Here is a 23,907-nt window from a genome sequence, read left to right as displayed (position 1 = left end):
TTTTGGAAATAAATATAATTAGGGCCACATTATCGAATGTAGCCCTAATAAATCAAGAAAAACTGTATAAATAAACAGTCAATTTATTTAAGTTTTCAGTTATAGAAATTCAACAAACTGAGAAAGGTCACGCTCAGGAACTTTCATCGGTGTACAACCAGGCGTGCCTAAGTACAAGAAACCAACAATCTCATCGTCACCTTCTAAACCAAATGCTTGATGAACTTCTGGATGGAACATCCACTTACCTGAGCGCCAAAATCCTTGAAAGCCTTGTGCTACGGCTGCCATTTGCATCGCTTGTACAGCGCATCCCGCAGATAAGTGTTGCTCTAGTGCTGGTACTTTCTCATGTTCTGTTACTTTAGCAATCACCGTGATCACCATTGGTGCGCGAAATGGGGCATTCTTTACCTTTTCGACCACCGCTTCATCACTATTTTCAGCTTCTGCCGCTTTTACCAAGATATCTGACAGTTTTTTCAAACCATCGCCCTGTGCGATAACGAAACGCCAAGGGGTTAATCCCGCATGGTCAGGCGCACGAAGGCCGGCACGAATGATGTTCTCAAGTGCTTTACCTTCTGGTGCAGGCGCGGATAACTTCGCGATAGATCGGCGATTGAGCAAAAGATCGAGAGCGTCCATGAAAGAATCCTTATTGAATATCGTTGTTATTTTGTTTACGCCACTTTAGCACAATCTGCTCCTGCGAATAACAACCGGTTTTCTGTGGGCTTGATAACGTGCTTCACTTAACATCAATCTGGGTTTAATGTTAATTTATTCGCGAAATGAATAAGTTGAACATAGGCAGGTTGATGAACAAGGACAAACAAAACAGCATTTACGAAAAGATCGTTAATGACGAAGATGCCCGTGCCTGTAAGGCGATTCCTGAATCAGCTTGTCATCAAGTTCCCGGCAACTTTCTTAAAATCATTCTCGCTCAGTTTTTAACGAAGGTCGGCGATGCGTTAATCAACCCTAAAGTCACGTTGCCGTGGATACTACAAAGTATTGGGGCACCGGTTTACTTAATTGGTTGGCTGGTTCCTATTCGTGAGTCAGGATCCCTTATCCCACAACTTAGCATCGCGCACTACATCCGACGCATCCCAGTAAGAAAATGGGTCTGGGTAATTGGCAGCATCTTGCAGGCTCTTTCCATATTTGCAATCGGAGTGGTCGCATTAACTCTGACAGGAGCTGCTGCGGGTTATGGTGTAATTGCATGTCTTGTGATCTTCAGCCTCTCACGCGGTTTAAATTCCGTCGCATCAAAAGATGTATTGGGCAAAACCATCCCTAAAAACCAACGAGGTCAAGTCAACGGCTGGTCTTCAAGCGCTGCTGGCCTTGTTACGTTGCTTTTCGCTAGCCTTCTGGCACTAGCCTGGCTATGGGACGTAGAGCCGACGGAGCACTTTTACAGTCTGAGTTTAGGCTTAGCGGGCGCCATATGGCTTATTGCGGCATTAGTTTATGCACAAATTAATGAGTATGCAGGTGAGGTAGACGGTGGTCGAAATGGCGTCCTTGAGGCATTTAAACAACTCGCGTTACTTAAAACAGACGTGACCTTTCGTCGATTCGTTATCACGCGGACACTATTTTTATGTTCTGCGCTGAGTGCACCGTACTACGTTGTGCTGGCACAGCAATCTCTCGGTGGACAACTCTGGGTGCTAGCTCTCTTTATGTTTGCGAGTGGCTTGGCCTCCTTTGTGTCAGGTCCTTTCTGGGGAAGAATGTCCGATCGCTCTAGCCGCAGTGTGATGGTCATCGGCGCAACGATGAGCGCGCTACTTGGCGTTGTTTTATTTGTTTACGATACGTGGGTCACCGCTAGCCAAAGCTTCCTATTCGTGATTCCTCTGCTCTACTTTTGTGTGTGTATTGCCCACGACGGAATACGAGTCGGACGAAAAACCTACTTAGTTGATATCGCAGAAGGTGACAAGCGGACAAGCTATGTAGCCGTGAGTAACACGGTGGTTGGAATAATGCTGCTTCTAATGAGTTCTCTTGGTGTTATGTCGAACTTTTTGAGCCTTTCAGCAGTGGTGTTAGTGTTCTCTTTTATTACTCTTGCTGGCGTAGTAATGGCCAAACAACTGCCAGATATCAGTGACTAGTTCTATACAAAAAAAGCTGCGCTCAAAGCGCAGCTTTCATGGTAAACACACATTAAAAAGCTAGAGTTTTACCGCCAATTTAACACCTTGACGAATCGCACGCACAGCATCAAGTTCACCCGCATGGTCAGCTCCGCCAATGATATGAATCTTCTCTCCAAGTTCAGACCATTTATCTTCAAACGGACGTACAGACTCTTGCCCAGCACAAATGATAACTTTGTCTGCATTAAGTACCTGCGCGCTTCCATCTACATGAATGTGCAAACCTTGATCATCAATTTTATCGTAAGACACGCCACCGACTAAATGTACGCCCCGTTTTTCAAGGGTACGTTTATGGATCCAACCTGTCGTTTTACCCGGACCTTTACCTACACGACCTTTACGACGCTGAAGTACCCAGACTTCTTTATCGCTGACCGCATCAGGGTAAGGATATAAACCACCCGGCTGAGACATCTCCTTGTCGATTCCCCATTCATGCAACCAGTCATCCAACGTTTGTCCAACTGGCTCTGTGAGCATGGTCGCGACATCTACGCCAATGCCACCAGCACCAACGATAGCCACTTTCTCACCGACTGGCGTTTTGTCTCGAATGAGAGTTTGATAGTCGACGACTTTCTCTGGGTTATCAATTCCATCAATATTGACTTTACGTGGCTCAACACCCGATGCCATCACTATCTCATCGTATTCTGTGAGTAAGTCATAGTTCGCTTCCGTCGATAAGTGCAGATTCACGCCTGTTTCATCAATACGGTTAGCGAAATATCGTATCGTCTCTCGAAACTCTTCCTTACCAGGGATCTGCATCGCAAGACGGAACTGACCACCGATGCGGTCGTTCTTTTCGAACAAATCAACCTTATGGCCACGTTCAGCCAGTGTGGTCGCACAAGCCAAGCCCGCAGGGCCTGCACCAACAACTGCAATGTTTTTCTTCTTAAAGGCTGGTTCAACAACAATTTCGGTTTCATAGCACGCTAAAGGGTTCACTAAGCAACTGGCGCGCTTACCTTTAAACACGTTATCTAGACACGCCTGATTACAACCAATACACGTATTAATAAGCTGCGCTTTTTCCTGTTCGGCTTTAGCAACAAAGTAAGGATCGGCCAAGAAAGGGCGCGCCATCGAAACCATGTCGGCATGACCTGAAGATAAAATGCGTTCTGCTTCATCTGGCGTATTTATACGGTTGCAAGTGATAATAGGAACCGAAACGTGAGGTTTAACTTTTTCCGTAACCCACGTAAACGCACCGCGTGGTACTTGAGTCGCAATGGTCGGAATTCGAGCCTCATGCCAACCGATACCCGTATTAATAATCGTGACGCCAGCCTCTTCAAGTGCTTTCGCCAATTCGATAACGTCTTCAAAAGTGCTGCCCTGCTCGACAAGATCCAGCATAGAAAGACGGAAGATGATGATGAACTTGTCACCTACCGCCTTGCGTACCGCTTTAACAATTTCTAGCGGAAAACGCATACGTTTTTTATAGCTGCCACCCCATTCGTCGTAACGCATATTAGTACGTTTACATAAGAATTGGTTTATCAAGTAACCTTCCGAGCCCATTAACTCGACGCCATCATAACCAGCAAGCTGTGCTAACTCCGCACTATTAGCAAACGCGTCGATGGTTTTCTTTATCTGGCGGTCGCTCATTTCACTCGGAGCAAACTTTGCAATTGGCGCTTTAATGCCAGATGCACTTTGCGAGAATGGGTGCATTGCATAACGCCCAGCATGGAGAATTTGCAACGCAATTTTACCACCGTGCTTGTGCACCGCTTCTGTCACAACTTTATGGGCTTTAGCATGTTTTGGCTTGCTGAATTCAGCACTCAACGGGTGTAAACGACCGCGTAAGTTAGGAGAAAAACCTCCGGTTACAATCAGTCCGACACCGCCTTTCGCGCGTTCTTCATAAAAAGCAGCGAGCTTCTGTAATCCTTCTTTGTGCTCTTCTAAGCCCGTGTGCATTGATCCCATCAGAACTCGGTTTCGTAATTGTGTGAAACCGAGATCCAGTGGCTTTAATAGGTTTGGGTACATGGCAGACATCACTTAACATCCATTGTTATTATCATGGTCTGACCAGATTAAGCCTGCTCAACCAAAAAATCAAACAAGCGTTTACATTTTTGTAACACCGATCAATCTCGTGTGAAAATATGCCAATTGTTGAGTGGTCGTGATAAGCTAAAAAAATGTTATCTTTTGAGATCTTAGAGATAAGAACCCATACTTTGTTAGACTCGGCGTAACTATCTCGTTATGGAGACAAGATGAAAAAACTCTTCAAATTTATTGGTTTGATATTTAAAGGGATATGGAAAAGTATCACTTTCATCAGACTCGCACTGGCAAACCTAATTTTCTTGCTGATGATTGCCGTTTTCTACTTTGCCTTTACTTATACCGGAGACGGTCAACCTGTCGTCGAAAAAGAATCTGCATTGGTGATGAACCTTTCAGGCCCAATTGTCGAACAAAGACGTTATGTAAACCCAATGGACTCTTTTGCTGGTTCCCTTTTGGGTAATGAGTTACCGAAAGAAAACGTCCTTTTCGATATCGTTGATACTATTCGCTACGCGAAAGACGATCCTAAAGTGTCTGGATTAGTGCTAGCACTACGAGACATGCCAGAAACAAATCTCACGAAACTACGTTACATCGCGAAAGCGTTGAACGAATTTAAAGCGTCAGGCAAACCCGTTTACGCCGTAGGTGATTTCTACAACCAAAGCCAATATTACTTGGCAAGTTACTCTGACAAAGTTTATCTGGCACCTGATGGTGGTGTATTGATTAAAGGTTACAGCGCTTACTCAATGTACTACAAAACGTTACTTGAAAAGCTTGACGTTTCTACTCATGTTTTTCGCGTAGGTACTTATAAATCCGCTATCGAACCTTTTATTCGTGATGACATGTCCGATGCGGCGAAAGAGTCAGCAACACGTTGGGTTACTCAATTGTGGAGTGCTTTTGTTGATGACGTAACAACAAACCGAAACATTGATGCGAAAGTGCTTAATCCAACCATGGATGAGCTGATTAACGAGATGAAGTCTGTAAATGGCGATATTGCTCAGCTCGCAGTCAAATTGGGGCTAGTGGATGAACTTGCTACACGCCAAGACATTCGCACTCTATTTGCAAAACAGTTTGGCAGTGACGGCAAAGACAGCTACAACGCGATTGGTTACTACGACTACCTTGCAACGATTCGTCCCGATTACACACTACCTCAGCACGACATCGCCGTTGTTCTAGCAAGTGGCGCGATTATGGACGGTCAACAACCTCGCGGAACTGTTGGTGGTGACACAGTCGCAAGCTTGCTGCGTCAAGCACGCAATGATGAAAAAGTGAAAGCGGTCGTATTACGAGTAGATAGTCCAGGAGGCAGTGCCTTTGCTTCTGAAGTGATTCGTAACGAAGTAGAAGCTCTGAAGCAAGCAGGTAAGCCGGTTGTTGTATCCATGTCGAGTTTGGCTGCTTCTGGTGGTTATTGGATTTCAATGAGCGCAGACAAAATCGTTGCTCAGCCAACAACCCTGACGGGCTCCATTGGTATATTTAGTGTCATCACCACGTTTGAAAAAGGCTTTAGCAAGTTAGGTATTAACACTGATGGCGTTGGCACATCGCCGTTCTCAGGTGACGGTATTACCACTGGCCTTTCTGAGGGCGCGTCTCAAGTGTTCCAATTAGGTATCGAACACGGTTACAAGCGCTTTATTTCTCTAGTTGGCGAGAATCGCGATATGTCTCTAGAGGAAGTTGACAAAGTTGCTCAAGGTCGAGTTTGGACTGGCCAAGATGCACTATCCTTTGGTCTTGTCGATCAAATGGGTGACTTTGATGATGCTGTAGAGCTAGCGGCGAAACTAGCGAACGTGACCGATTATGGCATTTACTGGGTAGAAGAGCCTCTTTCACCTACTGAACTATTTCTACAAGAGTTTATGAAACAGGTGAAAGTCTCTCTAGGTATTGATGCTACAAGCTTGCTACCAAAAAGTCTTCAACCCGTAGCTCAACAATTCGAACAAGACGCAAGCTTGCTCCAAAGCTTCAACGATCCTAAAGGTCAATACGCATTTTGTTTGAACTGCCAAGTGCAGTAGTTTTTCCATCAATATTACAAAGGGCACTTCTACTTGAAGTGCCCTTTTTATTAGGCTTTGCATCTCCTCAGATGACTTTCTGATGCTGTGCGTATAGCCTCGCATCTCAAGGTTATTTAGGTATATAATCCCCGCCTCTGTTCCCCTACACGAAAGAAAAAACGATGACTAGAAAACACATCTACATCGCTTACACCGGTGGTACCATCGGAATGCAAAAATCCGACCACGGCTATGTGCCTGTTGCTGGCTTTATGGAAAAGCAATTAGCAAGCATGCCCGAATTCCATCGTCCTGAAATGCCGGATTACACCATCCACGAATACGACCCTCTGATTGACTCATCAGATATGACACCTGCTGACTGGCAGCAGATTGCGAATGATATTCGTGACAACTATGACAAATACGATGGTTTCGTTATCCTACATGGTACTGACACCATGGCGTACACAGCGTCCGCATTGTCTTTCATGCTTGAAAACCTTGGTAAGCCAGTGATTGTAACGGGTTCACAAATCCCTCTCGCAGAGCTGCGTTCTGACGGCCAAGCAAACCTATTAAACGCGCTACATATTGCGGCAAACTACCCGATCAACGAAGTAACTTTGTTCTTCAATAATCAATTGATGCGTGGTAACCGCAGCACAAAATCTCATGCTGACGGTTTTAATGCCTTTACTTCACCAAACCTTCCTCCACTATTGGAAGCTGGGATCAATATTCAAGTTAGCAACAGCGTAACCGTTGGTGCACAACCAGAAGGTGAGTTTAAGGTTCACAACATCACGCCACAACCAATCGGTGTGATCACCATGTACCCTGGTATTTCACACGAAGTTATCCGCAACACGCTTCGTCAGCCCGTGAATGCGATGATTCTTCTGACTTTTGGTGTCGGCAATGCTCCTCAAAACCCTGAGCTGCTTGGTCACCTGAAAGAAGCCTCTGAGCGCGGCGTTATTGTCGTAAACCTAACTCAGTGTTTGGCAGGTAAAGTGAATATGGGCGGATATGCCACAGGTTGTGCGCTCGCAGACTCTGGTGTTATCAGTGGCTTTGACATGACGCCCGAAGCGGCGCTGGCAAAACTACACTACCTTCTAAGCCAAAACCTTTCTTACGAAGAAGTAAAAGCGAGAATGCAACAAGTACTGCGTGGTGAAATGAGCCTGTAAGTTCAAGCTTTCTGCGATCTAAAAAGCCCAATACAATTTGGGCTTTTTTCTTTCAAAATCAAAATAATAAAATTTTGAGAAATAAGGCGTAAGGATTAATCAATGTTCGGATTGACACGAACAATATCGCTCTCTTCTCCGCTGAATTGTTTTTTAAGCTCTTGTTTTGATTTAAAACTGATTTCACCACCGGCTGCAACCGTCATATGCTGCGCATCAGTATTATGTTTTGATTGATACAACATCACAGCTTGCATACACGAATCTCGCTGCTCTTTAGAAAGTGTTGTACCCTCAGGCCATCTTCCCGTTTCTACTGCATAGACTAAGCGATCATAAACTTCTGGAGTCATCGCTTGTAATAGTTGTTCTGCGTCCATAGTGTACCTTCTTATTACATTCTATTTACAGAACATAACGGGTTAAGAAACTGAGTCAAGAATACGAAAATGAATTGGTGTAACGGATCACAAGCAAAGCCATGAAAAGAACAAACTGGTTACTTCTCAGCCTCGCATGTTTTGTGCTATCGGGCTGTTTTGAAGGTAACGTGACAACCGAAGAGTTGTGCCAAAAAACACCAGAACTGCGTTGCGAGCAGCTCAATATGGATGACGGCCAATGTCGAATTCCAAGAACAAATTTGGTTTGGCATCGGTTTGAGCAATTGAAAAACCCATCGGAAGCAAACCAAATCATCGAATACGGTCTGGTCGCTGAATATAGGAAATGCTTAGAACTCGCCTCCCAGATCACCCCTATTGATCAAAGTGCTCTCAAAAGACAACGCTTTAATGCATTGGTACACAGTATTGATGAGCTAGAGCGCATTGTAAACGAGTTAAAAGGCTCAGAAGACCCGGCTACTTTGTATTTCTTATGGTCTCAAACGGGAGATACTCAAGCTCGGCGCGCATTTTTACAAATGGAAGGGTCTCCCCAATTAAATAATGCTGAGATGCAATATGCATTAGCCACTTTTTATACCAACCGAGATACCAAGAAAACCCTGGATCTTCTTAATAACGCGTTGTCTTTATCTGATGAAGACAACATCAATCCGGTCATTCTCAAGTCAATGGCAAGTATTCATCAGGGGCTTGGAGACAAAGAGCAAGCGTATCTATGGGCAATGGTCGCGAAGAGATTCGACGTACCGCTTGCTGATGAAAAGCAGCTCCAACGTATGTTCAATTTCAGTCATCCAGAGCGATATAAGCAGTTGGATGAATTAGCCGAATCGGTGGCGAAAGCCATAGAGAAAGGTATCTATTCCCCAGCAATGATACCCAGTGAGATATAAACGAAAAACTCCCGCAATGAGCGGGAGTTTTTATTTAAGTCGAGCGACACTCAGATCACTGTTGAGCATGAATCATCCTGAAAGGATAAAACAATCTCGAGCACAATTTTGTCGTTATTATTCTGATTTGTTGAAAATTAACGACACAGAATTAACACAAAAACGCTCTCCTGTGGTCTGTGGGCCATCTTCAAAAACGTGCCCTAGATGGCTATCACACGTTGCACAACGAATCTCTGTACGTACCATTCCGTGACTTAGATCTTCTAAATAGCGCACCGCTTGATCGTTGATAGGCGCATCAAAACTTGGCCATCCGCAGCCAGAGTCATACTTGTTATCAGAGACAAAGAGAGGGGCATTACAACAAGTACAAGCATAAACACCAGTTTCCTTATTATGCAGTAGCTTACCGCTGAAAGGAGGCTCTGTACCTTGCTCTCGGCAAACACGGAACTCTTCATCAGACAGTTGCTCACGCCACTGTTCATCTGACTTCGTCACTTTTTTCCCGCTTTGTTCCACGACTTTCGGCTCCTTATTTACTGTTCTTGGTATTGACTTTTTTAGCAAAAAACTTGCTTCTCTTAACAGTTGTAGCACATACTTTCTCACCAGGACACCATGCGTAATTAATTTGATAAGAGCACTTATCTCACCAGTTATATTACGCCAACTGGGCTACAGAAGAATCAGTTAAAAGTTTAAAAAACGTACATTTGCAAAGAATTGTTAAAAAAAGCGTCGCTTTTTTTTGACTTTAAACAAGTTAAGTCCGATTATCACTTGCAGATGTTTACTGGATTCTGTAATTTTACTACCAGTTATCTTTAATCAGAAATTAAGTTGTGGAGCAACTATAATGACTATCAAAGTAGGTATTAACGGTTTTGGCCGTATCGGTCGTTTCGTATTCCGTGCAGCGCAAGAGCGCAACGACATCGAAGTAGTAGGTATTAACGACCTTATCGATGTAGATTACATGGCATACATGCTTAAGTATGACTCAACTCACGGCCGTTTCAACGGTACTGTTGAAGTTGAAGGCGGTAACCTAATCGTTAACGGTAAAACTGTACGTGTTACTGCAGAGCGCAACCCTGAAGACCTAAAATGGGACGAAATCGGTGTTGACGTTGTAGCTGAAGCAACTGGTCTTTTCCTAACTGACGAGACTGCACGTAAGCACATCACTGCTGGAGCGAAAAAAGTTGTACTAACTGGTCCTTCTAAAGACGCTACTCCAATGTTCGTTAACGGCGTAAACTTCGACACTTACGCTGGTCAAGACATCGTTTCTAACGCTTCTTGTACTACTAACTGTCTAGCGCCTATCGCTAAAGTTCTTAACGACAAGTTCGGTATCGAATCTGGTCTTATGACTACAGTTCACGCAACTACAGCAACTCAAAAAACTGTAGATGGTCCTTCTGCTAAAGACTGGCGCGGTGGTCGTGGTGCTTCTCAAAACATCATCCCATCTTCAACTGGTGCTGCTAAAGCTGTAGGCGTTGTACTTCCAGAAGTAAACGGCAAACTAACTGGTATGGCTTTCCGCGTACCAACTGCTAACGTTTCTGTAGTTGACCTAACTGTTAACCTAGTTAACGGTGCTTCTTACGAAGACATCTGTAAAGCGATGAAAGAAGCTTCTGAAGGCGAACTAAAAGGCGTTCTAGGCTACACTGAAGATGCAGTTGTATCTCAAGACTTCATCGGCGAAGTTTGCACTTCAGTATTCGATGCTAAAGCTGGTATCGCGCTAACTGACAAATTCGTTAAGGTTGTATCTTGGTACGACAACGAAATCGGTTACTCAAACAAAGTTCTAGACCTAATCGCTCACATCTCTAAGTAATTAGAAAGTTAGCAATTAGCGAATAACTTCGTTAAAGAAAAGGCGGCTCTAGGGTCGCCTTTTTTGTATCTGGAATTTGAGAGAATGCAGGCTCGATGTTGCATTTAATGTGAGAAGCGCGTCTAAAAGCTCTCCCCAGCGATAGGAAACTATACATGGATTTAAAAACTCTCCCAGCCCTAACGGTGCTATCTGATAACGTCACTATCGTTGAAGTTGATCAGATAAAAATCATCCGCGTGATTCATGACAAAGCAACGGCAGGCATCTCGCTACACGGTGGTCATGTCGTGTCGTTCACGCCTGAAGGTCAAGAAGATCTGATCTGGATGAGCGAAAAAGCTGTCTTCGATGGTAAAGCTGCTCTTCGCGGTGGTATTCCGATTTGTTGGCCTTGGTTTGGGCGTATTGCTGCTCCAGCTCACGGCTTTGCCCGCACCGCAGAATGGGAGTTGGTTGAACATCGTGAGAACCATAACGGTGTGATTGTTGAACTTGCTCTGTTCCCGACAGAAGAAATCCACGATATTTGGCCCCATATGTTTGACGCTCGTTTGGTGATTGAAGTGGGCGATGAGCTAAAAGTGACGCTCAAAGTCATGAACATCGATGACGAGGCTTGGACCTTCTCTGGCGCATTACATACTTACCTAAACGTTGGAGACATTAAGCAAGCACAAACGACAGGCATGGGTGCCGAGTACATTGATAGCTTGAAAGCTGATGCGGTATGCCAAGGTGGTAATGTTCTACAACTAACTGACACCATTGATCGCGTTTACACGCAACCAGAAGCGAAAATTTTGGTAAAAGACCCGGTATTGGATCGTACGCTAAGCGTACACAACCAAGGCCACAACTCAGCAGTATTATGGAACCCTTGGGCAGAAGGTGCGCAAAGCATGGGTGACATGGCTGACGATGGTTATCAAACCATGTTGTGTGTGGAGTCTGCTGTTCATGCACCAAGTATTGAGCAAGGTCAAACGCTCCAACCAGGTGAGACACATGAACTTGTCACTGTCATTTCAGCGCAGTAAGAATCACCATATAAAGGCCGGGGATACCCGGCTTTTTTGTAATAAAAGCTCTGCTTAGATGGTCCTATCTTTACTAACTTATTGGTTACTGGTCACTTTTGACGGTTTCATTAATAAATATCAAAAAAATTGATCATATAAACCGATAGCATACCGATACAAAACTCATAAATAATAAAAATATCAGGAATTAGTCTATGTTAGAGAGATACCGAAATCAAAGTGTCGGATTCCAGTTGAAACTGGTGATCACTTTGTGTCTATTCATTGCTTTCAGCAGTATTGCAGCGCTTGTTTACCGCAACGCTTCCGGTGTTCTATTGGAAAGCACACTGAAAGAACACCAATCTAAAGTAGAATCAATGGCAAAAACCATTGCTGGCCAATTCGATGCTTACCTGCACACCGCTAAAGTCCTCGAATCTACTTTTCGCAATGGCTACCTTGCCGGTGTCTATGTCGAAAATTACACGGTTGACTTCATGGGACATGAAGTACCAAACATCACTCAATACAGTGAAAGCTTAATTAATGACACCAAGTTGGTCGACAGTTTCACACGTGATACCGGCGCTATAGCAACGCTATTCGCACCATTGGGTGACGACTTTATTCGGGTGTCCACCTCCCTAAAAGATCCACAAGGTCAACGAGCGGTCGGAACCACGCTAGGCATCAACCATCCTGGTTATCAGCAACTTAAAGCAGGACAACCGTATTACGCTCAAATTAAATTGTATGGCGAGCGCTACATTACCTACTATGCCCCAATCAAAGATGCGACAGGAAAGGTAGCAGGCCTATCGTTTATTGGCTTACCAGTAGACCAAGCGACACAAACCTTGTTCGATGCACTCGCAGAGATAAAATGGGGCGACACTGGTTACACCATTATCGTTGATAACGACGAAAACAATCTTGGTAAATACCTACTTCATCCAGCAAAAAGCGGCTCAGATTCGTCAATACTAGAAGTCACCGACTACAATGGTCACAAGCCTTTTGGTCAGATTTTCGAACAATCTAGTGGATTAATTCGCTACCCTTTCGAGTACCAAGGTAACGTAGGCGAAAAGTATCTTGTCTACACAGAGGTTCCAGGTTGGAATTGGAAACTGCTAGGCGGTACGTTTATCAAAGAAGTTACAAAAGGTAGCGACACGCTTCTCACACTCATTGCCATCATTTCTTCGGTAGCGGCAATCATTACTTTTGTTGTACTGACGCTTTTCTTGAATCGCAGCTTACAACCTCTCACGACTCTAAACTCATACATGACTCGCTTAGCGGGCGGCGAAGTCAGCTTGAACATTCCAGCGTCTCGTAAAGCATCAAAGAATGAAATTACGAACCTGAGCTCGGGTGTCGCCAGTATGGCAAGTCAGCTCAATGAGCTCGTTGGTAAGATCCGTTCAACAAGCGACTTAGTGGAGAGCAACTCCACCAGCGTTGCCAACGATGCACATAGCAATTTGACCCAAGCCGACCGACAACAACAAGAAGTCGAGCAAGTTGTGACAGCGATTGAAGAAATGGCCTCTTCCGCTCAATCTGTCGCACAACAAGTCGAAAGCATTGCGGAAAACGTACGCTCAGCAAATACTGATAGTCAATCTGGTCTCGCGATTGTTGAAGGCGTATGTATCGACGTTGCTCAACTTAACGATCAATTGGATCAATCAGCAACGGCTATCGAGCAAGTAAATCGCGATAGCGAGAGTATTCAAACCGTCACTAAAATGATTGATGAAATTGCTGAGCAAACCAATTTACTTGCCTTGAATGCCGCCATTGAAGCAGCACGAGCAGGTGAGCAAGGCCGTGGCTTCGCAGTTGTAGCAGATGAAGTGCGCACACTTGCGCACCGAACCCAAAGCTCAGTTCAAGATGTCGTGGAAATTATCGAGAAACTAAAAGGGTCGACTCATAATGCAGTTAATATGATGACAGACAGCCAACGCAGTGCAAACCAGGTCTTGGACAAAGCACAAGACGCGGGCACAGCATTAGAAGCCATCGCAGTACAAGTGCAGTCGATAGCCTCTCAAGCCGACACCATTGCAGCGACTTCAGAAGAACAAGCTCAAGTTTCACAAGAAATTGCAGCAAATGCCCATTCTATCAGTGAACTTAACCGAGAAAGCCGCAACACGAGCGCAAAAACCTCGCAAAGTGCCATTGAACTTCAACAACAAGCACGAAACTTGAAAGAGCAAGTCGACTTCTTCCACTAATACTTAATAAGAGCCGACCCAGTCGGCTCTTTTTGTTTCACTTGAGACCATGCTTTTTGATAGAATTTGCCGCCCTACTTTCTGTTCGAGATCGTCATGAACTATCAATGCCCTCTATGCCACCAAGCTCTAGCGTTAAATGAAAAAACGTTTAAGTGCGAAAACAATCATCAGTTTGACTTAGCAAAAGAAGGCTACGTTAACTTGATGCCAGCGCACCACAAACGTTCTAAAGATCCTGGTGACAACAAAGAGATGATGCAAGCTCGTCGTCGATTCCTTGAAGGAGATTACTACAACCCAATGCGCCAAGAAGTGGCGCAGCTGTGTGCAACATACACTGAGGGGAGCACCCATCAATTATTAGATATTGGTTGTGGTGAAGGTTACTACACAGATCAAGTACAAAAGACGATAGAAACACAAGCGAACCATGCCACGATTTATGGCTTAGACATTTCCAAAGTTGCCATTCGTTACGCGGCGAAGCGTTACACGCACTGCAACTTTAGTGTGGCTTCTAGTCACCGACTTCCCTTCGCAAATGAATCCTTAGATGCCATTTTGCGCATTTATGCTCCGTGTAAAGCTGAGGAGCTGCAGCGCGTTGTAAAAAACGACGGCGTTGTTGTCACGGTTACTCCTGCTAGCCGCCACTTATACCAACTGCGTGAGCGCATTTATCAAGAAGTTCGTCTTCACAATGAAGAACCAGAACATATTGAAGGGTTTGAATTAGAGCACCAGCAGCATCTTAACTATGTTATGGACTTGAAAAACGGAGCCGCAATCGATTTATTGCAAATGACGCCATTCGCATGGAAAGCAACCGATGCTCTTCGTGAAGAGTTGAAATCCGCTACACTTTTCCAATGTGAGGCTGATTTTATGTTGCGTGTATATCGCAAAAAAACACTCAATTAATAAGTCAAAAAAAACAACAAACGCAAATAGTTATCATTTATATTGATTCATTGCTCAGCCTCCATTAATATCATCCGGACATTTTTGGAGGCTTTTCAATGCGCTTTTCTACTTTGAGCTTGCTCTTTGCAGGCTTACTTACTGGTTGCTCTTCATATACGCACACCGACTCTCACGCAACCTCAGCGGAAGTCACTAGTTTTTACGACTACCAACTATACACCCCTTCTGGCGAGCACATCGCTCTAAGCAAACTGCCAATTGAGCTGCAACAAGCAGATGTCATTCTTATTGGTGAATGGCACACACACGCCGGCGTTCATCGCTTTCAAACCGATATGCTCAAACAACTTACGTCCTACGACCGCTCACTCGCGTTATCTATGGAACAATTTACCCGCGACAAACAACCTGTTGTTGACGCTTACCTACGTGGGGAGATCGGCGAACAGTACTTAATGAAACAAGCCAACGCTTGGCCCAATTATGAAAGCGACTATCGCCCTCTCGTGGAGTTTGCTAAGCAGAAAAATCTCCCGGTCATTGCAGCAAATGCACCAAAGAGCATTGTCCGATGCATTGGTCGACAAGGGCTAGATTACATTAACAAGCTCGATGATGATCAGCGGATGTTCATTGCACAAGCCATCAACACTGGTAGTAGTCCGTACAAAGAAAAGTTCATGGCATCCATGCATCACGGTAAGCCAGAGCAGACGGAAAAACAGTTTGCAGCTCAAGTTACTTGGGATGAAACTATGGCGGAATCTATCGTTAGCTACCTAGACGACAACCCAGGCGCTCAGGTTGTCCATGTTGCAGGCAAGTTTCACACCGAGCAAGGGTTGGGTACGGCAGCATCAATCTTAAGCCGCAACCCGAGCTTAAAAGTGGTTGTAATTAGCCCAACAGATAACGTGCTTTCTGATAATACTGACTATCAGTTAGAGGTTCTCGCACCACCAGTACGGTATGTACAAGATGCTCACCGCATGGCGGCATATCAACATCTAACTAAACGCAATAACGATCTTCAATGTAAGTAGCTGCTCTTCAATTTAAGTTACTACCTTGCCGTTGCGTTGCATCATCACACCGCTCCGAGTTCATCGAGTGACAAGGGTCTGCTTCCTGCTGGTCTATTTTTTGCTAATGATCACCAATAGAAACTAGAAGCGGCAAAAGCAGACCTGTTTTTATCCAAATAGCTTCAGAAATAAACTTTGCCGCCGATAAAAATATAACTGCTTTTTACCCGCACTCAGTGACCGAGTGTCGATGTTCCAAGGAGTATTCGATGAATCCAGTAGGAAGCACTTCTGTTAATAGCTATGCCAAACAATCTGTCGCCTCTAAACAAGCAAGTATTGCACAAGAAGAAACTAGTGCTTCGCCGCTGAAAGTCGAACACAATAAGGTGACGCTTTCGACCGAAGGCAAAGCGCTACTTGCCGCTCTGCAACAAATCGAGCACGACAGCAAGAAAATAGAAGCAGAAGATAAATCTGTTGGTGAAAAGGTCGAATCTTTCACGCATGGTGCGCTTGGCATGGATCACCCCGATAAAATCGAGAAAGAAGAGGATGGCTCATATTCTGCGGGTCAATACCTTTCTGCGGCACTTACCGTTGGTGGCATCATACTGGCATTAGTCTGATAACCAGTCTGATAATCGTCACGACAACAAATCCTATTTGAACCAAACACTTACTGCAGCCCATAATTTAATAAGCCAAAGAACGATATGATGCAAACGTAAGTGAATTCGACCGCTCTTGTGGCCCGATAATATATGCTCGTTTATTGCTCCCTAAACTAGGTTTCTTGTGAAGGCACTGAATGGATAACTTTAGTCCATGCTTTCAACTCCTAAGCGTAATCCAAGCCCACGTTTGTGGGCTTTCTTCTTTCCAAACTAACGAACGTTAGAGAGCGACTCATTTTTTCTGCAAAACCAAACAAAAACGACAATTTGGTTAAACTTTTATTACCGACACAAAACTTTCATAAATCATTGCTTTAATGCCTGCGCTTTCAATAAACAAGGAAAATATAATGAAGCGCTTAGTATCTCCAATCGTTACGGCAGTGGCTGCATCTACCCTCTCTTTCAACGCACTCTCAGCTGAAATCAAAAACGTCATTTTGATGATCGGCGACGGCATGGGTCCTCAACAAGTTGGTTTACTCGAGACCTACGCAAAACACGCACCTAACTCGGTTTACAAAGGCGAAAGCACAGCGTTATACAAACTCGCTCAAGAAGGTGTGATTGGATCATCACTAACCAATCCAGAAGACGCAATTGTCGTCGACTCTGCGTGCTCAGCTACGATGCTAGCGACAGGAATCCCTACCGCTTCTGAAGTCATTGGCATTGATAGCCAAGGCAACCATGTCGAAACTATTTTGGAAAAAGCCAAAAGTAAAGGTAAAGCGACAGGGCTCGTCTCTGATACGCGTATGACCCACGCAACGCCAGCAGCATTTGCCGCTCATCAACCACATCGCTCCCTAGAAAACAATATTGCGGCGGATATGCTCGAAACAGGCGTAGACGTGATGATGTCTGGTGGACTTCGTCATTGGATTCCAAAGTCGACAAACGACAAGGGAGAGACATACGAGCAACTTGAAAAACTCACTCAAGGTAATGTCTACCTAAAATCGAAACGCAAAGACGAACGCAACTTGCTTGCCGAAGCGCAAGACCAAGGCTATAGCTTAGCTTTCAGCCGCGATATGCTCACACAAGCTAAAGGTGACAAATTACTTGGACTTTTTGCTTACTCGGGCATGAACGATGGTATTGCCTACAGTCAAAGCAAAAACGATCCAAAACGCACGCAGCCATCGCTGAAAGAAATGACCACCAAAGCAATCGACATTCTTTCAAAAGACAAAGACGGTTTTTTCTTGATGGTTGAAGGCGGCCAAATTGACTGGGCTGGCCACAGTAACGATGCAGGTACGATGCTGCATGAAATGCTTAAATTCGATGAAGCGGTAAACTCAGTTTATGAGTGGGCAAAAGGCCGTGATGACACCCTGATCATTGTTACTGCTGACCACGAAACCGGCTCTTTTGGCTTTAGCTACTCATCAGCAAACTTGCCTAAACCACAAAAACGCGACGGCGAAGCATTCAAAAATCAGGATTACGCGCCAAACTTCAACTTTGGTCAGTTCGAGATCCTCGATGGTTTATACAACCAAAAGAAAAGTTACTACGGCATGATCAGTGAATTCCAAGCGCTTGATAAGAAAGAGCAAACTCCAGAGAAGTTTGCGGAAGTCGTGAACGCAAATAGCGATTTTTCGATTACGCCTGAGCAAGCAGAACGCGTATTAGCAAGTAAACCAAATCCATACCGACTCGCTGGACACAAATACTTAAGCGAAGAGAACGTACCGACAATCAATGACTTTGATGCTTTCTTTCCTTACAACGACCGTGGCAACTTGCTAGCGCGTGAGCATGCAACAAAGCAAAACACAGTATGGGGGACGGGTACTCATACGCATACTCCTGTCAACGTATTTGCTTGGGGACCTGCAGAAACTATCCTTCCGGTATCAAAAATCATGCACCACTCGCAACTAGGCGAGTACTTGAAGCAACAAATTAAATAATCAACTTGCACTTACTTCACAACTCGTGATGTTTCAACGCTCTCGCAAGGGAGCGTTTTTTTATGCATGAAAACAGTTGACGTTTTAAATCGTACACCACAATAATTATGGGTCTTTAATTATATGAATAAAGAAAATGTGCGAAATCTTTGCTAAGCAACCCCAAGACAACTATCAGTTCATCACCCGCTCTATCCGTATTGATGGTCACGCGACCAGTGTAAAACTTGAAGCGAGCTTTTGGACAATTCTTGAGGAAATCGCTAGTGCTCAAAACATGACGGTTCCTAAATTCATAAGCACTGTTTATCAAGAAGCACTCGAATACAATGGTAAAGTGAACAACTTTGCCTCCTTACTTCGATGCGCTTGCCTCACTTACGCCCGCCAACCTCAAGAGACCACTCGTCAAGCACTTGCGCAACTTAACAGGTAATAGCAACCAACCGAGCAATAACCATCCTAGGCTATGCATCCGTATTATAAACCCTTGAGCATCTTCTAATTTGTCGTACTAGAGTACTACCCAGACTCCTTTTGAAATCGCTAACCTGTGCGGACTATCAAGGAGTACCTATGACAAAAATGATTCACACCATGATCCGAGTAAGTGATCTGGACCGCTCTCTACAATTTTACTGTGACGTACTTGAACTAGAAGTCGCTGATCAATACATCTTTGATGGCTTTTCTCTAACCTATCTAGCCAACCAAGAAACTGGCTTTGAATTGGAACTGACGCACAATCACGACCAAAGTGAGCCCTACACTCACGGCTCAGGTTACGGCCACCTTGCCGTCAGCGTGGAGGACATTGAACAAGCCCACAAACGCATTAAATCTCTCGGCATTGAAACTGGTGACATCAAAGCCTTTGACCATCAACAAAAGCATTTAGCAACGTTCTTTTTTGTAACCGACCCTGATGGTTACAAAATTGAGTTCCTGCAACGCCAAGGGCGTTACCTATAACAAAAAGAGTAAACATTATGATTCACTTGACGGCTACCTTTCATGCACAACCGGGAAAAGAACAAGAGTTGAAAGAGGTACTTACCCGAGCGCTTGAACCTACTCGCAATGAAGAAGGTTGCGTTCGTTATCAATTGTTCCAAGATAAAGACAATACATGCCACTTCGTTTTTCAGGAGCAATTTAAAAACCAACAAGCATTTGAGCTTCATGGTAAAACAGAACACTTTACTCTTTTGATTAGCCAGATCGACAACTTGTTAGAATGCGAGCCGAAACTGGTGTTCTTCGACGAACTGTAACTATAGCGCTAACCGAAGATCAAAAAAGGCACTCTATCTAGAGTGCCTTTCACTAGTTGGGACCTGTGATTAAGCGTCTTGCTTCTCCACCATATGCAAATGCACATCTTGTTGTGGGAAAGGAATCGAAATACCTTCTCGGTCGAAGCGTAGTTTCACCTCTTTTGTCACATCCCAGTATACATCCCAGTAATCATCCGTTTTTACCCAAGGACGCACAATAAAATCTACAGAAGACGTATTTAATGTATGAACTTTGATCATTGGCTCTGGAGTGCGAAGTACCGAAGGGTGAGAGGTAATGATATCAGACAATACTGACTCCGCTTTTAAGAGGTCATCCGCATAGCCAATGCCAAACACCATATCCACGCGGCGAATGCGTTCATGCGTGACGTTCTTAATAACATCTCCCCAGATTTTGCTGTTAGGCACAATAATAATTTGGTTATCAAACGTACGGATTGTGGTGTTCACCAAACTCATATGGCTTACCTTGCCATCCACACCGCCAGCATACACAAAATCACCAACATCAAATGGGCGATAAATAAGCAGCATCATACCCGCCGCGAAGTTGGATAACGTGTCTTGCAACGCGAAACCAATAATCACACCAGCAATACCGAAACCGGTTAGGATTGGCGCTAGGTTCAAACCAAGCTGAGATAAGCCCACCATGATACCGATCACCCACACGAATTTGCCGGACATCGAGATAAAGAAGTCCTGCATCAAGTGGGAAAGTTTTAAGTTTTTCGATGCAACTGCTTTACGGACGACTTTGCGAGTTAACTTAGCCAGTCCGCGAGCGATCAATAAAATCAGCGCAAAAACAAACAACTGGAAGATATGCTGCGGTGCATTCTCGGCAAACCAATCCAGTGCCGAGTTGGACCAGTGACTCAGTATTGACCACACAACTTTGGTATTCAGTAAATCATGGGTGATATTACCCGTCACTTCAAAAATTTGGCGTTTGTATTCAGACGTTTCTAAACCGACTTTATCACCAATTGAAATCAGGTTGCGTAAGCTTTCTGTCGCAATATTTAGCCTTTGTTTAGTAATGAGCTGACTAAGTTGCAACGACGCTTTTTCCGACTCTGGGCTAGACGAAAGTTGGGAGCCAATGATCTCACTTTGCTGACTCAAGTACTCAATTGAAGCAGACAGTAAGCGCATACGTTTATCAATTTTATCTTTTAGTTCCGCTTCTGCGCGCTCGTTTTGGGCCCCTAGCTCCTTCAACCAAGCGAGATTTTGCCAGCTCGAATCGAAGCTAACATCAAGATAACGCTGTAGCTCTCGATAATCATTAACAAGAGCAAGCTTCTCTTCATCCTTAGCCTTATTTAAATCCTCGACGACTTTCTTTATTTTTTCCGATAGATAGTTCGTCGCGTCCTCAGAGTATTGTTCTTGTTTTTTAACTAGCAAGATCAGCTTGTCGCGAGAGATAGTTTCACGTTCAATCGCTGACGCTAACTGGCTTCTTAATTCTTCATTCTTTTGGAATAGTTGCAGTTGAAGGGCATCACGCTCGTCGCCACTCGCTTGCGAGAGGCTTTGGGATAAATCCACAATCTCTCGGTTCAAGTTGTCAATCGAGATTTCGGCAGCAGAAGGCTCTTGGATATCGTCAGTAGCAGTCGCATGAACAGCCATTGGGGAGAACATAATGACGGCAAGTGCGAATAATGTCACCCAAGATGTCAGGCGCAGTTTCTGGGGGAAATGAAACGTCATGTTTACCTCATAGGAAACAATCCTGATCAAAACAATCAGGAATAGAAGTGTAAAGCGTTGAAATCATACTCCTAAGTTTACAACACTAAATAATAAACTGAGCAGCATTTCGTTAGCGAGACGTCAAAGTTGGGAGCCCCAATAGCAAACAAGCCTTTCATTTAATCAATGAAAGGCTTGTTTGTATTCGACTAAGGACGGTTGGGATGATTTAAAATATGGTCTTCCCAATCCACCACATCAATCTCGTAAACGACTTTGTTACGGACACTTTCCCCTGCCGCATGCATTGCGGACTTAGAGCCTGTAATCAGCGGATGCCATTCTGGTAAAGGCTGCTTTTCAGCCAACAGACGGTAAGCGCACGTGTGTGGCAGCCAAGTAAAATCGTCGATGTCTTCTCGGGTCAGCTTGGTGCACTCTTCACCCGAAGTGAAACGGTTTGGGTAATCCTTACATGAACACGTTTTACTGTTCAGCCAGCTACAAGCCACATTGGTATAGTAGATTTCATCGGTATCTTCATCCATAAGCTTATGCAAACAACATTTGCCACAACCATCACAGAGAGATTCCCATTCCTCTTCTGTCATCTGCTCTAACGATTTACTTTGCCAAAATGGAGTGCTCATACTTCAGGTCTCACCAAGGGAATTTAGGGGGCGATTTATACTCTTCTCAACGCAAAAGTTCAAGTTTTGAGAAGATCTTGCATCCTTCCCACATAACGGTGGAGATATTCAACTACTTTCGTTTTACTGTTCTATCCTTAAACAAGTTTCCATTACTCAATTGATCAAGAAGGCATTAAGGAGTTTTCATGGGTATTATTTCTTGGATTATTTTGGGCTTAATCGCCGGCGCACTTGCTAAATGGCTCATGCCAGGAAAAGATGGGGGCGGTTGGATTGCAACAATGTTACTTGGTATTGCAGGGGCATTTGTAGGTGGCTTCCTTGGCGGCATTCTCGGTTTCGGCGGAGCAACTGGCGTCAACATTGGTAGTATCATTACCGCAACACTAGGCGCATTTATTCTGTTGTTTGTTTATAACCGTTTCTTAAAATAATCACGATGATTTAAAAGCAAAAAACCAAAAAGGGAGCGTAATGTTAAGCGCGCCCTTTTATTTTTTTCTTTCTTCACTCTTCCAATCCACGTCAAAATGACCATAATTGCCCCCTTAATTTTTAAGAGGTTTACATTATGGATTGTCGATTAGGATGTGGAGCGTGCTGTATTGCGCCAAGTATCTCTTCACCAATACCTGGAATGCCCAAGGGCAAACCTGCAGGTGTTCGTTGTGTGCAACTCAACGACGACAATTTGTGCAAGCTATTTGGTAAGCCTGAACGCCCTAAAGTCTGTCACGATTTTAAACCGTGTCCGATTGTATGCGGCAAGACCAATCAAGAAGCACTCGACAACATCACTGAATTAGAACAATTGACGTAATGCGACTCTAGACCACACGTTTAAAGTTAGTACCTCGGTTGTTTCTCTCCGAGGCAGTAATCAAAGCAAACTCAAGATTTAGCACTCCCCCCCTCAGCCTTTTATCTCACCCTTGAGAACTCTTGCCACATAGCGTTCCATTTGCGGTTTTTGCGCGATCTCCCTCACAATTTATTGACAATTCTCGACTATGTTCAGCGGGTCATTTAATTAAAGATCAGGAAAGAACATGAATAAGTATTTGGCTGAGGCTTTTGGCACGTTCTGGCTAGTGTTAGGCGGCTGTGGTAGCGCGGTGTTGGCTGCGGGTTTCCCTGAAGTGGGTATTGGTCTGTTGGGCGTTTCTTTGGCATTCGGTTTAACCGTTCTGACGATGGCATTTGCTATCGGTCATATTTCAGGTTGTCACTTGAACCCTGCAGTGACAGTTGGCCTTTGGGCTGGCGGTCGTTTTGAGACAAAAGACGTTGCTCCCTACATCATCTCACAGGTTATCGGCGGGCTTATCGCAGGTGGTGTGCTTTACGTTATTGCATCTGGACAAGCAGGATTCGATGTTGTGGGTTCTGGCTTTGCCGCCAATGGTTATGGTGAACACTCTCCAGGCCAATACTCGATGATCGCTGCACTTGTGACTGAAGTTGTCATGACGATGATGTTCCTGATTGTCATTATGGGTGCAACAGACAAACGTGCGCCACAAGGCTTTGCACCTATCGCAATTGGCCTGTGTTTGACTCTCATTCACCTGATCAGCATTCCTGTCACCAATACGTCAGTAAACCCTGCTCGTAGCACGGCAGTCGCAGTATATGTGGGTGACTGGGCGGTTTCTCAGCTATGGCTGTTCTGGATTGCTCCTATTGTGGGTGGCGTGCTTGGTGCGGTTATCTACAAAAACCTTCTTGGTAAAGAATCGAACGATTAATCGTTCCCAACTCTCAAAATCAAAAAAGCCGCTGAATTCAGCGGC

23 protein-coding genes are annotated in these 23,907 nt (G+C 44.5%); 17 read left to right on the top strand and 6 right to left on the bottom strand.

Translation table 11 applies throughout. The features are described from left to right. Positions 1–99: 99 nt before the first annotated feature. Positions 100–648 carry an NAD(P)H nitroreductase gene (locus R7P80_RS08360; RefSeq protein ID WP_005380711.1) on the bottom strand — a complete coding sequence of 183 codons (549 nt, stop codon included), beginning with the start codon at positions 646–648 and terminating at the stop codon, positions 100–102. 173 nt (positions 649–821) lie between these two features. Between R7P80_RS08360 and R7P80_RS08355 the strand changes: the two genes are divergently transcribed. Continuing rightward, a complete protein-coding gene (locus tag R7P80_RS08355; protein WP_064368683.1) occupies positions 822–2,138 on the top strand; it encodes an MFS transporter in 1,317 nt (438 codons plus the stop codon). A gap of 60 nt (positions 2,139–2,198) precedes the next feature. Here the strand turns inward: R7P80_RS08355 and R7P80_RS08350 are convergent, their stop codons facing one another. Beyond that, complete coding sequence (locus R7P80_RS08350) at positions 2,199–4,211, bottom strand: NADPH-dependent 2,4-dienoyl-CoA reductase (protein ID WP_005380708.1); 2,013 nt, start codon at positions 4,209–4,211, stop codon at positions 2,199–2,201. 224 nt (positions 4,212–4,435) lie between these two features. Between R7P80_RS08350 and sppA the strand changes: the two genes are divergently transcribed. Beyond that, a complete protein-coding gene (gene sppA / locus R7P80_RS08345; protein WP_064368684.1) occupies positions 4,436–6,286 on the top strand; it encodes a signal peptide peptidase SppA in 1,851 nt (616 codons plus the stop codon). Between the two features lie 164 nt (positions 6,287–6,450). Further along, entirely contained in the window at positions 6,451–7,464 is a 1,014-nt protein-coding gene (ansA, locus tag R7P80_RS08340) for an asparaginase (RefSeq protein ID WP_054577621.1), read from the top strand. Positions 7,465–7,559: 95 nt separating this feature from the next. Here ansA and R7P80_RS08335 read toward each other — a convergent pair whose 3' ends face one another. Beyond that, entirely contained in the window at positions 7,560–7,844 is a 285-nt protein-coding gene (locus tag R7P80_RS08335) for a YeaC family protein (RefSeq protein WP_005380700.1), read from the bottom strand. A gap of 101 nt (positions 7,845–7,945) precedes the next feature. Here R7P80_RS08335 and R7P80_RS08330 point away from each other — a divergent pair, with 101 nt between their 5' ends. After that, positions 7,946–8,767, top strand: coding sequence for a DUF2989 domain-containing protein (locus R7P80_RS08330; protein ID WP_203345864.1), 822 nt, complete (start codon positions 7,946–7,948; stop codon positions 8,765–8,767). A gap of 117 nt (positions 8,768–8,884) precedes the next feature. Here the strand turns inward: R7P80_RS08330 and msrB are convergent, their stop codons facing one another. Next, entirely contained in the window at positions 8,885–9,292 is a 408-nt protein-coding gene (gene msrB / locus R7P80_RS08325) for a peptide-methionine (R)-S-oxide reductase MsrB (RefSeq protein WP_005380698.1), read from the bottom strand. 337 nt (positions 9,293–9,629) lie between these two features. Between msrB and gap the strand changes: the two genes are divergently transcribed. The 10 genes from gap to R7P80_RS08275 all read left to right on the top strand — a co-directional run bounded on the left by gap (position 9,630) and on the right by R7P80_RS08275 (position 19,730). Then, positions 9,630–10,625 (top strand): type I glyceraldehyde-3-phosphate dehydrogenase, encoded by a 996-nt coding sequence (gene gap, locus R7P80_RS08320; protein ID WP_005380697.1) that lies wholly within the window; start codon positions 9,630–9,632, stop codon positions 10,623–10,625. A 155-nt stretch (positions 10,626–10,780) separates the two neighbouring features. Then, complete coding sequence (locus R7P80_RS08315) at positions 10,781–11,665, top strand: D-hexose-6-phosphate mutarotase (protein ID WP_005384929.1); 885 nt, start codon at positions 10,781–10,783, stop codon at positions 11,663–11,665. A gap of 197 nt (positions 11,666–11,862) precedes the next feature. Then, positions 11,863–13,899: a methyl-accepting chemotaxis protein gene (locus R7P80_RS08310; protein ID WP_225491490.1), complete on the top strand. Its 2,037-nt coding sequence runs from the start codon at positions 11,863–11,865 to the stop codon at positions 13,897–13,899. 96 nt (positions 13,900–13,995) lie between these two features. After that, the gene (gene rlmA / locus R7P80_RS08305; protein WP_005380691.1) at positions 13,996–14,823 is read left to right on the top strand and encodes a 23S rRNA (guanine(745)-N(1))-methyltransferase; all 828 of its coding nucleotides are present in this window, start codon (positions 13,996–13,998) and stop codon (positions 14,821–14,823) included. Positions 14,824–14,921: 98 nt separating this feature from the next. Further along, on the top strand, positions 14,922–15,869 hold the full coding sequence (locus R7P80_RS08300) for a ChaN family lipoprotein (RefSeq protein ID WP_042522507.1): 948 nt from the start codon (positions 14,922–14,924) through the stop codon (positions 15,867–15,869). 251 nt (positions 15,870–16,120) lie between these two features. Continuing rightward, the gene (locus R7P80_RS08295; protein ID WP_005380688.1) at positions 16,121–16,480 is read left to right on the top strand and encodes a hypothetical protein; all 360 of its coding nucleotides are present in this window, start codon (positions 16,121–16,123) and stop codon (positions 16,478–16,480) included. A 398-nt stretch (positions 16,481–16,878) separates the two neighbouring features. Further along, a complete protein-coding gene (locus tag R7P80_RS08290; protein WP_005380687.1) occupies positions 16,879–18,456 on the top strand; it encodes an alkaline phosphatase in 1,578 nt (525 codons plus the stop codon). Between the two features lie 136 nt (positions 18,457–18,592). Next, a complete protein-coding gene (locus tag R7P80_RS08285; RefSeq protein ID WP_064368687.1) occupies positions 18,593–18,892 on the top strand; it encodes a ribbon-helix-helix domain-containing protein in 300 nt (99 codons plus the stop codon). A 140-nt stretch (positions 18,893–19,032) separates the two neighbouring features. Continuing rightward, positions 19,033–19,428, top strand: a complete 396-nt coding sequence (locus tag R7P80_RS08280) for a VOC family protein (RefSeq protein ID WP_005380685.1) — start codon at positions 19,033–19,035, stop codon at positions 19,426–19,428. Positions 19,429–19,445: 17 nt separating this feature from the next. After that, the gene (locus R7P80_RS08275; RefSeq protein WP_225491491.1) at positions 19,446–19,730 is read left to right on the top strand and encodes a putative quinol monooxygenase; all 285 of its coding nucleotides are present in this window, start codon (positions 19,446–19,448) and stop codon (positions 19,728–19,730) included. A gap of 69 nt (positions 19,731–19,799) precedes the next feature. Here the strand turns inward: R7P80_RS08275 and R7P80_RS08270 are convergent, their stop codons facing one another. After that, a complete protein-coding gene (locus R7P80_RS08270; RefSeq protein WP_005380681.1) occupies positions 19,800–21,479 on the bottom strand; it encodes a mechanosensitive ion channel family protein in 1,680 nt (559 codons plus the stop codon). Positions 21,480–21,670: 191 nt separating this feature from the next. Continuing rightward, complete coding sequence (locus R7P80_RS08265) at positions 21,671–22,111, bottom strand: YcgN family cysteine cluster protein (RefSeq protein ID WP_005384948.1); 441 nt, start codon at positions 22,109–22,111, stop codon at positions 21,671–21,673. Between the two features lie 188 nt (positions 22,112–22,299). Here R7P80_RS08265 and R7P80_RS08260 point away from each other — a divergent pair, with 188 nt between their 5' ends. The 3 genes from R7P80_RS08260 to aqpZ all read left to right on the top strand — a co-directional run bounded on the left by R7P80_RS08260 (position 22,300) and on the right by aqpZ (position 23,862). Beyond that, positions 22,300–22,548 (top strand): GlsB/YeaQ/YmgE family stress response membrane protein, encoded by a 249-nt coding sequence (locus R7P80_RS08260; protein WP_005380625.1) that lies wholly within the window; start codon positions 22,300–22,302, stop codon positions 22,546–22,548. A gap of 137 nt (positions 22,549–22,685) precedes the next feature. Then, on the top strand, positions 22,686–22,934 hold the full coding sequence (locus R7P80_RS08255) for a YkgJ family cysteine cluster protein (RefSeq protein ID WP_065767476.1): 249 nt from the start codon (positions 22,686–22,688) through the stop codon (positions 22,932–22,934). A 229-nt stretch (positions 22,935–23,163) separates the two neighbouring features. Beyond that, the gene (gene aqpZ, locus R7P80_RS08250) at positions 23,164–23,862 is read left to right on the top strand and encodes an aquaporin Z (RefSeq protein ID WP_005384951.1); all 699 of its coding nucleotides are present in this window, start codon (positions 23,164–23,166) and stop codon (positions 23,860–23,862) included. Positions 23,863–23,907 lie beyond the last annotated feature (45 nt).

The sequence above is a fragment of the Vibrio sp. 2092 genome (genome assembly GCF_033339635.1).
Taxonomy (GTDB): domain Bacteria; phylum Pseudomonadota; class Gammaproteobacteria; order Enterobacterales; family Vibrionaceae; genus Vibrio; species Vibrio alginolyticus.
This window is presented reverse-complemented; position numbering and strand designations above follow the sequence as displayed.

Excerpts from the sequence above, each read along its gene's own strand:
- ansA (WP_054577621.1), top strand. The coding sequence starts at position 6,451 with ATGACTAGAAAACACATCTACATCGCTTACACCGGTGGTACCATCGGA.
- sppA (WP_064368684.1), top strand. The coding sequence starts at position 4,436 with ATGAAAAAACTCTTCAAATTTATTGGTTTGATATTTAAAGGGATATGG.
- R7P80_RS08280 (WP_005380685.1), top strand. The coding sequence starts at position 19,033 with ATGACAAAAATGATTCACACCATGATCCGAGTAAGTGATCTGGACCGC.
- R7P80_RS08330 (WP_203345864.1), top strand. The coding sequence starts at position 7,946 with ATGAAAAGAACAAACTGGTTACTTCTCAGCCTCGCATGTTTTGTGCTA.
- R7P80_RS08290 (WP_005380687.1), top strand. The coding sequence starts at position 16,879 with ATGAAGCGCTTAGTATCTCCAATCGTTACGGCAGTGGCTGCATCTACC.
- aqpZ (WP_005384951.1), top strand. The coding sequence starts at position 23,164 with ATGAATAAGTATTTGGCTGAGGCTTTTGGCACGTTCTGGCTAGTGTTA.
- R7P80_RS08270 (WP_005380681.1), bottom strand. The coding sequence starts at position 21,479 with ATGACGTTTCATTTCCCCCAGAAACTGCGCCTGACATCTTGGGTGACA.
- R7P80_RS08355 (WP_064368683.1), top strand. The coding sequence starts at position 822 with ATGAACAAGGACAAACAAAACAGCATTTACGAAAAGATCGTTAATGAC.
- R7P80_RS08285 (WP_064368687.1), top strand. The coding sequence starts at position 18,593 with ATGTGCGAAATCTTTGCTAAGCAACCCCAAGACAACTATCAGTTCATC.
- R7P80_RS08310 (WP_225491490.1), top strand. The coding sequence starts at position 11,863 with ATGTTAGAGAGATACCGAAATCAAAGTGTCGGATTCCAGTTGAAACTG.
- R7P80_RS08265 (WP_005384948.1), bottom strand. The coding sequence starts at position 22,111 with ATGAGCACTCCATTTTGGCAAAGTAAATCGTTAGAGCAGATGACAGAA.
- rlmA (WP_005380691.1), top strand. The coding sequence starts at position 13,996 with ATGAACTATCAATGCCCTCTATGCCACCAAGCTCTAGCGTTAAATGAA.
- R7P80_RS08255 (WP_065767476.1), top strand. The coding sequence starts at position 22,686 with ATGGATTGTCGATTAGGATGTGGAGCGTGCTGTATTGCGCCAAGTATC.
- R7P80_RS08260 (WP_005380625.1), top strand. The coding sequence starts at position 22,300 with ATGGGTATTATTTCTTGGATTATTTTGGGCTTAATCGCCGGCGCACTT.
- gap (WP_005380697.1), top strand. The coding sequence starts at position 9,630 with ATGACTATCAAAGTAGGTATTAACGGTTTTGGCCGTATCGGTCGTTTC.
- R7P80_RS08300 (WP_042522507.1), top strand. The coding sequence starts at position 14,922 with ATGCGCTTTTCTACTTTGAGCTTGCTCTTTGCAGGCTTACTTACTGGT.
- R7P80_RS08350 (WP_005380708.1), bottom strand. The coding sequence starts at position 4,211 with ATGTCTGCCATGTACCCAAACCTATTAAAGCCACTGGATCTCGGTTTC.
- R7P80_RS08295 (WP_005380688.1), top strand. The coding sequence starts at position 16,121 with ATGAATCCAGTAGGAAGCACTTCTGTTAATAGCTATGCCAAACAATCT.
- R7P80_RS08315 (WP_005384929.1), top strand. The coding sequence starts at position 10,781 with ATGGATTTAAAAACTCTCCCAGCCCTAACGGTGCTATCTGATAACGTC.
- R7P80_RS08335 (WP_005380700.1), bottom strand. The coding sequence starts at position 7,844 with ATGGACGCAGAACAACTATTACAAGCGATGACTCCAGAAGTTTATGAT.
- R7P80_RS08275 (WP_225491491.1), top strand. The coding sequence starts at position 19,446 with ATGATTCACTTGACGGCTACCTTTCATGCACAACCGGGAAAAGAACAA.
- R7P80_RS08360 (WP_005380711.1), bottom strand. The coding sequence starts at position 648 with ATGGACGCTCTCGATCTTTTGCTCAATCGCCGATCTATCGCGAAGTTA.